Origin of the sequence: Rhodococcus sp. NPDC058521, assembly GCF_042719695.1 — a bacterium.
In the GTDB taxonomy this organism is placed as follows: Bacteria; Actinomycetota; Actinomycetes; order Mycobacteriales; family Mycobacteriaceae; genus Rhodococcus_F.
In genome coordinates, this window is record NZ_JBHXNL010000004.1 from 264,085 (window position 1) to 278,181 (window position 14,097).

Here is a 14,097-nt window from a genome sequence, read left to right on the forward strand (position 1 = left end):
GTCGGTGATACAGATGTATTGGATACAACTGTATCAACGTTGGAGGTGGGGTGTGCATCAACCCGGGACGGACGAGGAGGCGGCGGTAGCCCCGGCGCGGGCTGCCACGCTGCTGGCGGTGGTGGTGTGCGCGGCACAGTTCATGGTGGTGCTCGACATCTCGGTGGTGAACGTGGCGTTGCCGTCGATGCGATCCTCGCTGGGTTTCACCGACACCGGGATCGCATGGGTGGTCAACGCCTATGCGCTGGTGTTCGCGGGCCTGCTGCTGGTCGGTGGCCGCCTGGCGGATGTGTTCGGTCGCAAACGGGTCTTCCTCACCGGGCTGCTGGTGTTCACCGCTGCGAGCTTGGTCGGTGGGCTGGCAGCCTCGCCGGGGTGGTTGATCGGCGCCCGTGCTGTCCAGGGGGCGGGTGCGGCGGTGCTGGCGCCGGCGACGTTGACGATCCTGACCACGAGCTTCGCGGAGGGGCCGCGGCGGACCAAGGCCCTGGCGGCCTGGACCGCGCTGGGGTTGGCCGGTGGGACCGCGGGCAATCTGCTCGGCGGTGTCCTCACCGAGGTCGCCTCGTGGCGCGCGACGCTGCTGATCAATTTGCCCATCGGCGTGCTCGTGCTGGTGGTCGCGATCGGTGTCATCGCCCCGGATCGGGGGCCGCAGACCCGGGTCCGCCTGGATGTGGTGGGGGCGGTGCTGGTGACGTGCGGGCTCGCCGCGATCGCTTACGGGTTCGGCCAGGCCGCGCTGCGGGGGTGGTCGGGGCCGGCGACGGTGTCCGCGCTGGCGGCCGGAGTGGGGTTGGTGGCGGTGTTCGTGCTCGTGGAGACGAGGTGGGTGCGGGTGCCGTTGCTCCCGTTGTCGTTGTTGCGGATCCGGTCGGTGGCGGTCGGCAATGTGGCGATGCTGCTGGCCGGGGCGTGTCTGAATCCGATGTGGTTCTTCCTGGCGTTGTCGATGCAGGACGTTCTGGGCTACACCCCGATGCAGACCGGGCTCGCGTTCCTGCCGCATACATTGGTCACCATCGCTATCGGTACCCAGGTGACCCCGTGGTTGATGCACCAGGTCGAGGCCCGGGTCCTGATCGCCAGTGGGGCGCTGCTGGCTGGGGCCGGTTTCGGATGGCAAGCCCAGCTCGGCCCCGATAGCACCTACCTGACCGGGATCTTCGGTCCCGCGCTCCTGGTCGGCATCGGCGCGGGACTGCTGAACACCCCGCTCACCGCCGCCGTCACCGCGGGAGTCCCCGCTGCGGACGCGGGCGCGGCGTCGGGGCTGATGAACACCACCAAGCAAGTCGGGGCCGCCCTGGGTCTGGCGGCACTGATCACGGCAACGGCGGACTCGGTGACCGGCTACGACCGAGCGTTCTGGCTGATCGCGGCGGCCATGATCGCCGTCGCCGGGATCGCCGTGGCTCTACCTGCCCATCGGGACCGGCGCTGAGGGCAGCTCAGGTGTTGCCAACCAACGGTCCAAGAGGTGGATCGACCGGGCCGATCGACCTCGGCGACGGTGATCTGCGCGGCGGTCGGAGTCAGCGTGCCGGGTGGTGCGGCGAAGAGGATTCCGAGGCGCGCGTGGTGAGCAAGCCGGTGAACTCCTCGGCGTAGGACAGATGCCGGCGAAGCCGCTCCGCACTGTCTGCGGCCTTGTCCCGGAACGCGAGCAGATCTGCCTGCGCCGCCTTCCGTGCGGCAGGCTCGGCCGAGGCGTCGTCGAGGACCTCGATCGCGTCGAGCAACTGCTTCATCTCCGCCAGGGTGAACCCGAGGGGTTTCATCCGGCGGATCACCAGCATCCGGGCGACATCGGCCTCGGTGTAGAGGCGGAACCCGCCCGCCGAGCGGGCCGAGGGCTGCACCAGCCCGACCTCGTCCCAGTGCCGTATCGACTTGAGCGAGAGTTCGGTGCGCTCAGCGACCTGCCCGATCTGCAGGTAGCCGCTGGTGTCGGTGCCCATCTCAGTGCCCACCGGCCAGGTGCCCGGACAACCGGCCGTGACGGGCTTCCGAGGCCGGGTTCAGCTCGATGATCCTGACGTTCTTGCCCTTGGCGGCATATTTGGTGGTGATCGCGTCCAGAGTTGCCACGGTCGAGGCATCCCAGATGTGGGCATCCGACATGTCGATCACGATATTGGCCGGATCGTCCACATAATCGAACTGGTAGACGAGATCGTTGCTCGAGGCGAAGAACAACTCCCCGCGCACCTTATAGACGCGGGTGTCGATCGCGCCATCGTGGTCGGTGTCGGACTCGGAAACCTTGTCCACCTGCGTGAAATGCGCGACCCGGTGCGCGAACGCGACCATCGCGGTCAGCACGCCGGCGATCACCCCGTAGGCCAGGTTGTGCGTGGCCACGGTGACCGCGACGGTGACCGCCATGACGGTGGTTTCGGCGATCGGCATGCGCCGCAAGGTCTTCGGGGTGATCGAGTGCCAGTCCATGGTGCCGACCGAGACCATGATCATCACCGCGACCAGCGCCGCCATCGGGATCAACGCGACCACATCCCCGAGGCCGACGACCAGGATCAGCAGGAACACACCGGCCAGGAACGTCGAGATCCGGGTGCGCGCTCTGGAGGACTTGACGTTGATCATGGTCTGGCCGATCATCGCGCACCCACCCATGCCGCCGAAGAACCCAGTGACCACATTGGCCACACCCTGGCCCCAGCCCTCACGGGTCTTGTCCGAATGAGTGTCGGTGATGTCGTCGACGAGCTTGGCTGTCATCAGCGACTCGAGCAGGCCCACCAACGCCATCGCCAGCGCGTACGGGGCGATGATGCCCAGGGTCTCCAGGTTGAACGGGACGTTGGGGATGAACCAGGTCGGCAGACTCGACGGCAACTCGCCCTCATCGCCGACGTTGGGCACGTTCAGCGAGAACACGATAGTGGCGGCGGTGAGCAGCACGATCGCCACCAGCGGCGCCGGCACCACGTTCGACAGTTTGGGCAGCAGCACCATGGTCGCGATGCCGATCGCCACCATCGGGTACACCAGCCACGGCACCCCGAGCAGGTGCGGTATCTGGGCGGTGAAGATCAGGATGGCCAGGGCGTTGACGAACCCGATCATCACGCTGCGCGGGATGAACCGCATCAACCGCGCGACGCCGACCACACTGAGCACGATCTGCAACAGTCCGGCCAGGATGACCGTGGCGATCAGATAGTCCAGGCCGTGCTCTTCGACCACCGGCGCGATCACCAGCGCGATCGCCCCGGTCGCGGCGGAGATCATCGCCCGGCGACCACCGACGATCGCGATGGTCACTGCCATGGTGAACGAGGCGAACAAACCGACGCTCGGATCGACCCCGGCGATGATGGAGAACGAGATCGCCTCCGGGATCAACGCCAGCGCGACCACCAAACCGGCCAACACCTCGGTCCGTAGCCGTGCCGGGCTGCGCAACGCGGCCAGCACCGCCCCTTCGTCGGCCGGTCGCTGTGTCGTCGACACCATCAGGGGAAACTCCATTCCATGGCTCATGCGCATGCGGGCGCATCCGGCAACGCGAACCGCCGCCGGGGGAAGGTCGTCGGGAACGCGAGTAAACGACCCATCACGGGTGAGGAGGTGATCGCGTCGGCCACGCTGCCGGACATCTCACCATCAGCTACCACTTAGCGATCCAAACTCTACCCTTACGGGAGGGTAGGGTGGCAAGCGGGAACGGCCGCTCGTGTTCTACCTCTCACCGTCGCCGCACCGGCCATTACCCCTTCGTCCCAGACCGTCGCCGTGTCGGAACAGGGTGTCGCGCACCCGCAGCGGCCGATACCCGGTCGGTCCGAGCTGGGCCAGTTCGGCGTCGATATCGACCTCGATTGCGCCGAAGAAGTTGATGTTCTCGCTGTGGGCGGGGCTGATATGTGCCGGCACATCGTCATCTATCCGGCCCCGGCCCACCGCCTCTGCTCGACCGCGAGCCCGTAATACTCGGTGGTCCAAGCGATCACGGCGTTGGTGGCCAGAGTCAGACACCACGACTGCTCGGTCTGATCCTCGAGCTGGCGGGCGCGGATCATGCCCTCGTGGGCGTAGAGCATATCCCGGCGCAGGCGTGCAGGGATTCGCCCTTGTTCAGCTGGCGGGAGATCTTGCGCCCGTAGTCCGGATCCGCCAAGTATTTCGCCGCGTAGATGGTGCGGCGCACCGCCCCGTACTCCCTCGAGCGCGATGGCCAGGGTGTTCTGCCGCCCGGAGGCGGACAGCTTGCCGACCAGCAGCGAGGCGGTGGCATGCCCGAACTTCAGCGACGCGACCGCCGGCCCCAGCCGATCCGCCGGACCCCGGCCACGGCCACGGCCACGGCCACCGACCAACCTCATCGGCAGCCAAGCCGAGCACCTACCATCCGACCCCGCACCCCCAAACACGAAAACCCTGCCCTACCAGGCCGCTAGGCCGTATCCGCCCGGAACTCGGCCGATACTACGGTGATCCCGGTTCACCGGATTGCAGCGGCGGAATCCGGCCGCGGTTCCGTGGCGTTCTGGTGACCGCACACGGCCCTGGAACCGGGCCGGTGCGGCCACCCCTGCTCTGCACGCCCCTGCGACCCAACCCGCCACAGCCGTGGCGCGCTCCCCCGATCTCCTTCATGCGACCCCCTCGCTCCCGGACGAACAACCCATATGTCCAATACGACGCAGCAGCCGAGGATTCGGTTCCCCTGCGCTAACCGCTGTTTCGTAGCGCGGTCGCAAGGCCGTTCATGGTGAGTTGGATGCCGCGCCGGACCTCGTCGCTGTCGTCGCCGGCCCGAAATCGCCGAAGAAGTTCCACCTGAAGGTGATTCAACGGTTCGAGGTACGGGAATCGGTTGTGAACCGACCGCCCGAGACCGGGATTGTCCGCGAACAGCGAATCGTTGCCGGTGACCAGTTGATACATCCGCACAGTCCGTTCGTGCTCGGCAGCGATCTTGCCGAAGACTCGTTCACGCAACGCAACATCGGGCACGAGTTCCGAGTACCGGGCAGCCAGACCCATGTCGGACTTCGCCATGACCATCGCAAGATTCGACAACACGGTCCGGAAGAAGGGCCAAGTCTCGTACAGCCGGGTCAGCGTCGCAACGCGGTCCGGGTCACCACCTGCCCACTCCTCCAGCGCAGAGCCGGTGCCGTACCAACCCGGCAACATCACTCTGGACTGACTCCAGGACAGCACCCACGGGATCGCACGCAGATCCGAGATCGACTTCGTCTGTTTACGGGACGTGGGCCGACTCCCGATGTTGAGCGCACCGATTTCCGCGACCGGCGTCGACGTCTCGAAGTACTCGACGAATCCAGGAGTGTCATGGACCAGATCCGAGTAGACCCGACGCGAGGCGGCCGCCAACGTATCGAAGATCTCGTAGGCCTCGTCGGCTGATTCACCGAGTCCTTCCACGTCGAGGAGAGTCGATTCCAGCGTCGCCGCGAGTAGCGTCTCGAGGTTCCGGCGCGCCGAGCGTGGCTCAGCGTACTTCGCTGCGATGACTTCACCCTGCTCGGTGATACGCAACGAGCCCGTGACCGCGCCGGGGGGTTGGGCGAGAATCGCGTCGTAGCTGGGGCCGCCACCGCGCCCCACGGTCCCGCCCCGACCGTGGAAGAGCCGCATACGAATTCCAGATGCTCGCGCCACCTCCACGAGGTCGAGTTCAGCCCGGTAGAGCGCCCAGTTCGCGGCCAGGTACCCGCCGTCCTTGTTGGAATCGGAGTACCCGAGCATTACTTCTTGAGAATTTCCGCGAGCAGAGACCAGCGCCCGATACAGCGGCACCTCGAGGATCGCCGTCAGCGTCGCTGCCCCCTGCTGCAGATCCTCGATCGTCTCGAACAGTGGAACTATTCCTATCGGGCACGAAGGAGACGCCGCACCCACGCCCGGGTCGAGAAGACCTACCTCTTTCAGCAACACAGCGGCTTCGAGCATGTCGCTCACCGAAGTACACATGCTGATGATGTAGTTGGGCAGGGCGCCCGGACCGAAAGTACGCACCGCCTCGGCCCCGGCCCGGAGGATCGCGAGTTCCTTTGCCGTCAGCTCCCCGAACTCCGCATCCGGTGTCGACAACCGCCTCCTCGTCGACAACTCGGTGATCAGCAATTCGACTCGTTCGCTCTCGGCCAAGCCGACGTAGTTGGGATGAACTCCCGACCATGCGAACAGCTCCGCGATCACGCTCTCGTGCACATCGGAGTTCTGCCGCATGTCCAAGCTAGACAGATGAAAGCCGAACGCTTCGACGCCGTCACGCAGCCGGGCGAGCCCGTCGTCCGCGATGCTGGCATCCCCGCTGTACCGCAGCGACTCGTCGACCGTCTCGAGGTCCGCCGACAACTCTGCTGGACCGCCGTAGGGTTCGAGACCGAGATCGAGTCCGGAGGCAGGCAATTCGTCGAGCATCGCCGCCGCTGTCGCCGTCAGTCGACCACGAATCCCCCGCACCGCGCGCCGATACGGCTCGTCGGCGCGAAACGGTGACTCGTCCCCGGACTCCGCTGCCAACAGGTCCAGCGCCGGTGTCACCGCGACCAACCGTTCGGACATCGACAGTTCACGCTCGAGCCCCTCCAACTCACGCAGGTAATGCGCGAACGCCACACCAGCAGCACGCCCCGTCGCTGCCCGCACCACCTCGGCCGTCACGTTGGGGTTACCGTCGCGATCTCCGCCGATCCACGAGCCGGGGCGCAGGATCGGTTCGTCGAGTAGGTTCGCGTCCGGCCACCGCGACCGCAACGCGCGACGAACATCCGCGTTGATCTGCGGGATCACTTCGAACAGTGACATCTCGTAGTAGCGCAATCCGACGTCGATCTCGTCCTGGATCCGCAGCCGCGACAACCGGATCAACGCCGTCTGCCACAACGTCAGAATCTGGCGGCGCAGCTTCACGTCGACCTCGGCCATTTCGTCCGCATTGAGCGACGTTCGCTCCCGGAACCGCATGAGATCCGTGATCCGAGTTTGCGTCTCGAAGACCGTTCGACGGCGGGTTTCCGTGGGGTGCGCGGTGATCACCGGTGCGACGAGTGCGCCGCGCAAGGCCTCGCGCACCGTTTCCGAACTCAGATGCGCCGCGTCCAGTTTCGCGAACGTCGCGGCCAGGGTGCTGTCGGGTGGAGCCTCACCCGCATCGACGTGAACAGCGCGACGACGTTCACGATGAATGTCTTCCGCGAGATTTGCGAGCAGTGCGAAGTGGCTGAACGCACGGATGACCGGTATCGCGTCGTCGGTGGTGATCGTATCGAAGAGACGGGCGAGGTCTGCACGGTCGATCTCCGACCTGCGGACCCGGAACGATTCGACTCGCGCCTTCTCGACCAGGTCGAAGATGTTCTCGCCGGCCTGCTCACGCACGATCTGCCCGAGAATGCCGCCGAGCAAACGAATATCGTCACGCAGCGGTTCGGTAAGTGCGCGCTGTCCGTCGTTGTCGCCGGGAGCGGTCGGTATGTCGCTGTGTTCGATGTCGGTCATCTACCCAGTATCTGTGGGAGGCGACTACCTCGCATTCCGACACAGCGGAAGAAGACCGATCGATAGCGGATCAGCCGAACTTGATCTCCAGACCGATGCCCACGATAGAGATGACCCAGATCGCCGCCGTGAACACGGTGAGCCGGTCGAGGTTCTTCTCGACAACGGTCGAACCGGACAGGCTCGACTGCACACCGCCACCGAACAGGCTCGACAGACCGCCGCCCTTGGCACGGTGCAGAAGTACCAGAAGGATCAGCAACAGACTGGTCACGACCAGCAAGATATCGAGGAACAGTGCCATGTCTGTTTACGTCCACCCATCCGATAACGACAAATACGGTACGACAATCACGTCCACTTTACAGACGCGTCCCGCAGGTGCGCCGCTCCGGTCGCCCATACAACCGGAAGTCGGCGTACCCGCGGGACACGGGCTGTCAGGGCAGAGGACCGCCCGCAGCGATCGCCGACAGAGTCGAGAACTCGTCCGCCTTCAGAGATGCGCCTCCGACGAGGGCGCCGTCGACATCGGTCTGCCCGACGATCTCGCCGACGTTCTTGGCGTTCACGCTGCCGCCGTACAGCACCCGAACGGACTGTGCGACCTCCGGTGATGCCAAGTTCGCGAGCTCACCGCGAATCGCCGCACACACTTCCTGCGCATCGGCAGCGGACGCGACCTTACCGGTGCCGATGGCCCACACCGGCTCGTAAGCGACGACGACCTTGGCAATGTCCTCGGCGGACAACCCGGCAAGAGAACCGCCGAGCTGCTCGACGTTGAACGCGACGTGCTCGCCGGCCTCTCGGACCTCGAGTCCCTCGCCGATGCACACGATCGGTGTGAGGCCGTTCTTCAGGGCAGCCTTCGTCTTCGCGAGAACGGTCTCGTTCGACTCGCTGTGCAGGGTCCGACGCTCGGAATGTCCGACCACGGCGAACGTGCAGCCCAGCTTCGCCAACATGGACCCACTGATCTCGCCGGTGAACGCACCGGAATCCTGGGCGGAGACATCCTGGGCACCGTAGGTGAGCAGGAGGTTGTCGCCCTCGACGAGAGTCTGCACACTGCGGATGTCGGTGAACGGCGGGATCACCGTGACATCGACCTTGTCGAAGTACTTCGGCGGCAGCGAGAAGGCGATCTTCTGAACCAGGGCGATTGCCTCGAAGTGGTTCAGATTCATCTTCCAGTTGCCCGCGATGAGCGGTTTACGTGCCTTCCGGGCGAGCGCAGCGACGGGGGATGTCATTGTCAGCCCTCCAGAACCGAGATACCCGGAAGCTGCTTGCCCTCCAGGTATTCCAGCGAAGCGCCACCACCGGTGGAGATGTGCGAGAACCCGTCTTCGGGAAGACCGAGCTGACGAACCGCAGCGGCGGAGTCCCCGCCACCGACGACACTGAACGCACCCTTGCCGGTCGCCTCGACGATCGCCTCGGCAACACCCCGGGTACCCGCGGCGAACTTCTCGAACTCGAACACACCCATCGGGCCGTTCCAGAAGACGGTCTTCGCACTCGTCAGAATCGCACCGAAACGCTTCACCGACTCGGGGCCGATGTCCAGACCCATCCAACCGTCCGGAATCTCGAAGACGGGCACCGTCTTCGCCTCCGCATCGGCAGAGAAGGAATCCCCGATCACGACGTCCTGCGGAATGTGCAGCACATCCGCGTACCTGTCGAGCAGGTCCTTACAGGTATCGATCATCGATTCCTCGCACAGCGAGTTTCCGACCGACACGCCCTGTGCAGCGAGGAAGGTGTAGAACATTCCGCCGCCGATCACCAACGTGTCGACCTTGGGAGCCAACGCCTCGATCACGGCGAGCTTGTCCGACACCTTCGAGCCACCCAGCACGACCGCGTACGGGTGTTCGGGGTCCTCGGTCAGCTTCGCGAGCACGTCCACCTCGGCCGCGACCAGGTTGCCCGCATAGTGCGGAAGCAGCTTCGCGACGTCGTACACCGAGGCCTGAGCGCGATGCACCACGCCGAAGCCGTCGGACACGAACGCGCCGTCGTCGCCCACCAGTTCCACGAGAGCCTTCGCGAGCTTGGTGCGCTCGGCCTCGTCCTTGCTGGTTTCACGCGGATCGAAGCGGATGTTCTCCAGCAGGAGAACGTCACCATCGGTGAGCCCCTCCGAACGCGCCAACGCGTCCTGACCCACGACGTCGCCGGCGAGCTGGACGTTGCGTCCGAGCACCTCGGCGAGCTTCGCCGCCACCGGGGCGAGCGAGAACTGGGGATCCGGCTCGCCCTTCGGGCGACCCAGGTGGGCGGTGACGATGACCTTCGCACCCGCTTCGGCCAACGCAGCGAGCGTCGGCACGGAAGCGATGATGCGACCGGGATCGGTGATGTTCGGACCGTCCAGCGGAACGTTGAGGTCGGAGCGCACCAGCACGGCGCGCCCCTCGACCCCAGCGTCCAGCAGATCCTTCAGTGTCTGAACTGCCACGGTTATCGAACCTTCGCTCAGAGAGACTTGGAAACGAGGCCGATGAGGTCGGCCAGGCGGTTGGAGTAGCCCCACTCGTTGTCGTACCACGACACGATCTTGACCTGGTCGTCGATGACCTTGGTCAGGCCCGAGTCGAAGATCGAGGAATGCGGGTCGGTGACGATGTCCGAGGAGACGATCGGCGCATCGGTGTACTTGAGGATGCCCTTCAGCGGGCCCTCGGCAGCAGCCTTCATCGCTGCATTGATGTCCTCGACCGAAGCGGACTTCGTCAGGTTCGCAGTGAGGTCGGTGACCGAGCCGGTGGGGATCGGCACACGCAGCGCGTAGCCGTCGAGCTTGCCGAGAAGCTGCGGGAGGACGAGGCCGATGGCCTTGGCTGCGCCGGTTCCGGTAGGCACCACGTTCAAGGCCGCTGCGCGAGCACGGCGCAGATCGCTGTGGGGGCCGTCCTGGAGGTTCTGGTCCTGGGTGTAGGCGTGGACCGTCGTCATCAGACCCTTGACGATGCCGAACTCGTCGTCGAGGACCTTGGCAATCGGGCCGAGACAGTTGGTGGTGCACGAAGCGTTCGAGATGATGTTCTGGCTGCCGTCGTACTTGTCGTCGTTGACACCCATCACGATGGTGATGTCCTCACCCTTGGCAGGTGCCGAGATGATGACCTTCTTGGCGCCCGCATCGAGGTGACCCTTCGCCTTGGTGGCGTCGGTGAAGATGCCGGTCGATTCGACGACCACGTCGACGCCCAGGTCGCCCCACGGAAGCGCGGCGGGGCCCTCACGCAGCGACAGCGCCTTGATCTTCTGGTCGCCGACGACGATGGTGTCGTCACCCTCGAGAGAGACGTCGTGCGGCAGACGACCCAGGATCGAGTCGTACTTCAGCAGGTGAGCCAGCGAAGCGTTGTCCGTGAGGTCGTTGACCGCCACAATCTCGATGTCGGTGGTTCCCAGCGCCTTCTGCGCGTCCACCGCCCTGAAGAAGTTACGTCCGATACGGCCGAAACCGTTTACGCCAACCCGGACAGTCACAATTAGCTCCTTTGCCCATCATCTGTGGTGCAGCTCTTTCGTGCCCGCACACCGAACCACGTGCGAGTGATCGGGCGGACACGGTTCATCGGTCGATGTGTTCCATACCCTAATGTGCGACCCCGAGCAGTGCGAAGCCCACCCTGCGGGGCTCCCGTTCAGGCGTCGTCGAGCAGATCCGCCGTCACGGCGGACTCGGTGTCGGGGACACCCGTTTCCTTCGCCTTACGGTCGGCCATCGACAGGAGTCGGCGGATGCGACCTGCCACGGCGTCCTTGGTCATCGGCGGATCCGCCAATTGACCCAGTTCTTCGAGCGACGCCTGCCGATGCTCGACGCGCAAGTGTCCTGCGGCCGCCAGGTGGTCCGGCACGTCCTCTGCCAAGATCTGCAGTGCACGCTCGACCCGCGCCGCTGCCGCAACAGCCGCTCGCGCGGACCGGCGCAGGTTCGCATCGTCGAAGTTCGCCAGGCGATTCGCCGTCGCTCGAACCTCACGACGCATCCGTCGTTCTTCCCAGGCCAGACGAGTGTCCTGGGCACCCATTCGTGTGAGAAGCGCACCGATCGCCTCGCCGTCACGGATCACCACCCGGTCGGTTCCACGAACCTCCCTGGCCTTCGCCGAGATACCCAGTCGCCGGGCCGCACCGACGAGAGCGAGTGCGGCTTCCGGACCGGGGCAGCTGACCTCGAGCGCCGACGACCGTCCCGGCTCCGTCAGGGAGCCGTGCGCGAGAAACGCCCCACGCCATGCCGCTTCCGCGTCGGCCACGCTCCCGCCGACGACCTGGGCGGGAAGACCACGCACAGGGCGTCCACGCAGGTCGAGCAAACCGGTCTGACGAGCCAGCGCCTCCCCGTCCTTCGACACCCGGACGATGTAGCGCGAGGACTTGCGAAGTCCACCCGCGCTCAGGACATGTACGTCCGAACTGTAGGTGAACAGATCGAAGATCTCCCGGCGGAGCCGGCGCGCCGTGTTACCGAGATCCACCTCCGCCTCGACGACCACTCGGCCACCGACGATGTGCAGCCCCCCGGCGAAACGTAGCAGGGAGGACACCTCCGCCTTCCGGCAACTCACCTGGCTGACCACCAGACGGCTGAGTTCGTCCTTGACTTCCGCTGTCATTGCCACGACGGAACCTCCGGTGTCATTGCCACGAAGCGCTCTCCCTTTCGTTCACCGCTCGCTCGTCGCCGGCACCGTCCGGAACCCCCGAAGTGGTGTCGGACCAGAGCCGTTCGAAAACTGCGGCCAATTTGTCTGCATGGTGCGTGTGGGTGCCGTTTTTCGCCACGTCCGCGTACATCGTCCGGGCACCGAACTTACGTGCGGCGCGGTCGAGATGCTCACGTTCGCGCCCAGCAGGCACCGAGCCGGAATCGACGACCACGTGATCGACCGAGAGGTCCGGTGCGTGTTGGGAGAGTACGTGCAAATGGCGTTCGGCAGAGAATCCCGCAGTCTCCCCCGGCTCCGGAGCGAGATTCAGAACCAGCACCTTACGGGCGCCGGTTGTCGACAGCGCTTCGAGCACCTCGGGTACCAGGACGTGTGGAATCACGCTGGAGAACCAGGAACCCGGACCGAGGACGACCATGTCCGCGCGGCCGATGGCGTCCACGGCATCCGGACACGCCGGCGGGCCGGACGGGAGCAGTCGAACACGGCGTACCTTTCCGGGCGTGGTCGCGACGGCCACCTGACCTCGAATACAACGACTGACCCGCGGGTCCGCTTCGAGACCTTGTACGTCCGCCTCGATGTCCAACGCGATCGGAGACATCGGTAGCACTCGACCTTCGATCCGCAGAAGACGCGCCAGCTCGTCGAGCGCCGCCACCGGGTCTCCGAGAACCTCGGTGAGTCCTGCGAGCATCAGATTGCCGACCGAATGGCCCGCCAGCGCTCCGATGCCGCCGAACCGGTGCTGAATCGTCGCGGTCCAGTCGGCGACGTCGGAGTCCTCCGCAGCCAAGGCCGCGAGCGCCATGCGGAGGTCGCCGGGTGGCAGAACGCCGAGTTCGGACCGAAGGCGGCCGGATGATCCGCCGTCGTCGGCCACCGTCACCACGGCCGTCACCTCCCGGCTGAACCGGCGAGCGGCACTCAGGGTCGCGAACAATCCGTGCCCGCCCCCCAGAGCCACCGTGCGAGGCGCAGAGGCTACAGAATCGATCGCCGTCATTCGCGCCCCAGATCACGATGTACGACGCGAACATTCAGCCCTGCGTCGTCCCCCAGTCGCCCCGCAAGGGCCTCGGACATGGCAACGCTCCGGTGTTTACCACCGGTGCATCCCACCGCAATCGTCATGTAGCGCTTTCCCTCCCGCCTGTAGCCGGCAATCGTCAGCTCCATCAGATGATGATAGGTAGTGAGGTAGTCGAGAGCACCCGACTGGGCCAACACGTAGTCGCGCACACCGGCCGATTGCCCGGTGTGCTCACGCAGTTCGGGAATCCAGTGGGGGTTCGGCAGGAAGCGCACATCGCACACCACGTCCGCGTCCATCGGCAGACCGTACTTGAACCCGAACGACTGGACGGTCACCTGGACCGTGCTGTTCGCGTCGCCTCCGAACGCATCTTCGATCTTCTGTCGCAGGTGATGGGCGGCAAGCGCCGATGTGTCGATCACCAGATCGGCGGCAGCTTTGACCGTCGCCAGCTGATCTCGTTCGGCCGCGATCCCCTCGGAGAGGGTGCCGTCGATTCCGTCGTTCTGCAGGGGGTGGCTGCGCCGAACCTGTTCGAACCGACGCACCAGCACATCGTCGGAGGCGTCGAGGTAGAGAACCCTGGTGTGAATCGGTTTCGACGACAACTCGGCGAGCACCCAACCGAAATCACCCGTGAACAACCGGCTCCGCACGTCGATGACGACCGCAAGGCGCTCGATACGCGAGTCAGACTCCAGTGAAAGATCGACCATCCGCGAGATCAGCTCGGGAGGGAGATTGTCGGCGACGTACCACCCGAGGTCCTCGAGTACCTTCGCGGACGTCTGCAACCCTGCTCCGGAGAGGCCGGTGACCAGGAGGAACTCCATGGTCTTTCCCGCTACGTCTGCCTGCACA

General features: G+C 65.4%; 11 protein-coding genes and 1 pseudogene. 1 reads left to right on the top strand and 11 read right to left on the bottom strand.

Going from position 1 to position 14,097, the window contains the following annotated elements; genetic code table 11:
• Window positions 1–52 precede the first annotated feature (52 nt).
• Window positions 53–1,447, top strand: a complete 1,395-nt coding sequence (locus tag ACFWO3_RS09300; RefSeq protein WP_378576417.1) for an MFS transporter — start codon at window positions 53–55, stop codon at window positions 1,445–1,447.
• 91 nt (window positions 1,448–1,538) lie between these two features.
• Here ACFWO3_RS09300 and ACFWO3_RS09305 read toward each other — a convergent pair whose 3' ends face one another.
• The 11 genes and pseudogenes from ACFWO3_RS09305 to rapZ all read right to left on the bottom strand — a co-directional run bounded on the left by ACFWO3_RS09305 (window position 1,539) and on the right by rapZ (window position 14,069).
• On the bottom strand, window positions 1,539–1,964 hold the full coding sequence (locus ACFWO3_RS09305) for a MerR family transcriptional regulator (RefSeq protein WP_378576419.1): 426 nt from the start codon (window positions 1,962–1,964) through the stop codon (window positions 1,539–1,541).
• Between the two features lies 1 nt (window position 1,965).
• The gene (locus ACFWO3_RS09310; protein ID WP_378576668.1) at window positions 1,966–3,483 is read right to left on the bottom strand and encodes a SulP family inorganic anion transporter; all 1,518 of its coding nucleotides are present in this window, start codon (window positions 3,481–3,483) and stop codon (window positions 1,966–1,968) included.
• Between the two features lie 285 nt (window positions 3,484–3,768).
• Window positions 3,769–4,283: pseudogene (locus ACFWO3_RS09315) on the bottom strand (Tn3 family transposase); the annotation flags it as partial.
• A gap of 418 nt (window positions 4,284–4,701) precedes the next feature.
• Window positions 4,702–7,503: a phosphoenolpyruvate carboxylase gene (gene ppc, locus ACFWO3_RS09320; RefSeq protein WP_378576421.1), complete on the bottom strand. Its 2,802-nt coding sequence runs from the start codon at window positions 7,501–7,503 to the stop codon at window positions 4,702–4,704.
• Between the two features lie 70 nt (window positions 7,504–7,573).
• Entirely contained in the window at window positions 7,574–7,807 is a 234-nt protein-coding gene (gene secG, locus ACFWO3_RS09325) for a preprotein translocase subunit SecG (protein ID WP_378576423.1), read from the bottom strand.
• Between the two features lie 136 nt (window positions 7,808–7,943).
• A complete protein-coding gene (gene tpiA / locus ACFWO3_RS09330) occupies window positions 7,944–8,759 on the bottom strand; it encodes a triose-phosphate isomerase (protein WP_378576426.1) in 816 nt (271 codons plus the stop codon).
• Window positions 8,760–8,761: 2 nt separating this feature from the next.
• The gene (locus tag ACFWO3_RS09335; RefSeq protein ID WP_378576428.1) at window positions 8,762–9,973 is read right to left on the bottom strand and encodes a phosphoglycerate kinase; all 1,212 of its coding nucleotides are present in this window, start codon (window positions 9,971–9,973) and stop codon (window positions 8,762–8,764) included.
• A gap of 17 nt (window positions 9,974–9,990) precedes the next feature.
• Entirely contained in the window at window positions 9,991–11,010 is a 1,020-nt protein-coding gene (gap, locus tag ACFWO3_RS09340; RefSeq protein WP_378576430.1) for a type I glyceraldehyde-3-phosphate dehydrogenase, read from the bottom strand.
• A 158-nt stretch (window positions 11,011–11,168) separates the two neighbouring features.
• Entirely contained in the window at window positions 11,169–12,146 is a 978-nt protein-coding gene (whiA, locus tag ACFWO3_RS09345; RefSeq protein ID WP_378576670.1) for a DNA-binding protein WhiA, read from the bottom strand.
• Between the two features lie 22 nt (window positions 12,147–12,168).
• Entirely contained in the window at window positions 12,169–13,206 is a 1,038-nt protein-coding gene (gene yvcK / locus ACFWO3_RS09350) for a uridine diphosphate-N-acetylglucosamine-binding protein YvcK (protein ID WP_378576432.1), read from the bottom strand.
• On the bottom strand, window positions 13,203–14,069 hold the full coding sequence (rapZ, locus tag ACFWO3_RS09355; RefSeq protein WP_378576672.1) for an RNase adapter RapZ: 867 nt from the start codon (window positions 14,067–14,069) through the stop codon (window positions 13,203–13,205). Before rapZ ends, yvcK begins: the two co-directional genes overlap by 4 nt.
• Between the last annotated feature and the right edge of the window lie 28 nt (window positions 14,070–14,097).